Below are 1,950 nucleotides of genomic sequence, written 5' to 3' on the forward strand. Positions count from 1 at the left end.
CATCATCAGTTGCATTACTGCGTCTGCTCAGCCTTTGTTTAATGGCTCTGATGTGCAGCCGGGAACACACATTGATCTGGTCGGTAATCACGACTTAGACAAGCGTGAATGCGATTCTGTCTCGGTGCAAAGAGCGAATGTGTATGTCGACAGTCGCATTAATGTGTTGGCGGAAGCGGGAGATTTGCTGATCCCAATACAAGCGGGGGTATTCACACCTGAAGACATTTATGGGGAGTTGCCTGAGCTTTGCGCTCAGCAAGTGCAAGGGCGTCAAAGTGACGAGGTGATTACCTTATATAAATCGGTTGGCAGTGCCTTGGCTGATTTAGCCGCAGTAAAAGCGGTGTTGTTAAAACATGGCGTTGAAAGCCAAATTTGAGCATTTTCGCTCGTCTTTATAAATTGCATACAATATACATAAAGGAAAGGAAGTTCATGAAAGTAGATTGGAAAGGTGTTTATCCGGCGGTCAGTACGCAATTTCGTCAAGATCAGTCCATTGACCTAGACGCAACACAAACCGTTATCGATAACCAAATTAAAGATGGTGTGAACGGCATTATTTGCCTTGGTACGGTCGGTGAGAACTGCGCGCTATATCCGGAAGAAAAGCGTCAGGTGCTACAAGCTGCCAAAGAAGTGGTTAATGGTCGTGTTCCTCTTATTGCTGGTACGGCAGAGTCAATTACCACAGCGGCTATCGATTACATGCAAGACGCGCACAAAATTGGTATCGACGGGTGTATGGTGATGCCTGCGATGGTTTACCGCACGTCTGAAAGCGAAACATATGATTACTACCGCACGCTGGCAGAAGCGACACCAGAGATGCCTATCATGATTTACAACAACCCTGTTGCGTACGGCGTCGATGTAAATCTCGATATCATGGCGAAGCTGGCTGAGTTTGACAGCATTGTTGCAATCAAAGAGTCGACTACCGACACGCGTCGTATCACTGAACTTTACAACAAGTTCGATGATCGTTTTACCGTGTTCAGCGGTGTTGATGATATTGCGCTTGAGTCGCTGATGTTAGGAGCGACAGGCTGGATTTCTGGCTTAACCAATGCGTTCCCAGAAGAATCAGTTGCAATTTACAAGCTGGCGAGCCAAGGCCGTTATGCAGAAGCGTTAGAAATTTACCGTTGGTTCTTACCGCTGCTGCGTCTCGACACCATTCCTACGCTGGTTCAGTGCATTAAGCTTGCTGAACAAGTGTGTGGCCGTGGTTCAGAGCAAGTTCGTGCACCGCGCCAACTGCTTAAAGGTGAGGAGCGTCAACAAGTGATCCAGATGGTGGAGCACGCGCTTGCTACCCGCTTAGACCTATCAAAATACAATCTGTAATTGAGCTAGTGAGTAGGGCGCTTTGTGGCGCTCTACTTATTTTCGCTATACAAAAATGAACGGAGGGATGCCATGAGCACAGCAAACAAGGATTATGTGAGCTTTCAACATGTTAAGAAAACCTACGACGGTGCAAACTTGGTGGTTAAAGACTTCAACTTAGACATCGCACCCGGAGAGTTTGTCACCATGTTGGGGCCTTCTGGATCAGGCAAAACAACGTGTCTGATGATGCTGGCGGGTTTTGAAACGGCAACAGGCGGGGAGATTTACATTGATGGCGTTCCGGTAAACAATCTCGCGCCACATAAACGCGACATCGGAATGGTATTTCAAAACTACGCGCTGTTTCCTCACATGACGATTGCGGAGAACCTCGCTTTTCCTCTAAAAGTGCGCAAGCTCGATAATCAAACCATTCAAAATAAAGTACAGAGCGCACTGGACATGGTCGAGTTGGGGCACGTTGCCAGCCGTTATCCAAAGCAGTTATCTGGCGGGCAGCAACAACGTGTCGCGTTGGCGAGAGCGCTTGTGTTTGAACCGAAACTCGTCCTGATGGATGAGCCTTTGGGCGCGTTGGACAAGCAACTTCGT

Annotated in this window: 2 protein-coding genes and 1 pseudogene; all 3 read left to right on the plus strand. The window is 47.9% G+C overall.

What is annotated here, in order from left to right; genetic code table 11:
* Positions 1 to 382, plus strand: a pseudogene (locus R7P67_RS23365) (ornithine cyclodeaminase family protein); the annotation flags it as partial.
* A 56-nt stretch (positions 383 to 438) separates the two neighbouring features.
* Positions 439 to 1,353, plus strand: coding sequence for a dihydrodipicolinate synthase family protein (locus R7P67_RS23370; RefSeq protein WP_005454899.1), 915 nt, complete (start codon positions 439 to 441; stop codon positions 1,351 to 1,353).
* 72 nt (positions 1,354 to 1,425) lie between these two features.
* Positions 1,426 to 1,950: ABC transporter ATP-binding protein (locus R7P67_RS23375; protein ID WP_318086137.1), on the plus strand; the 525-nt coding region annotated here is incomplete at its 3' end.

The organism is Vibrio sp. Vb0937, assembly GCF_033338855.1.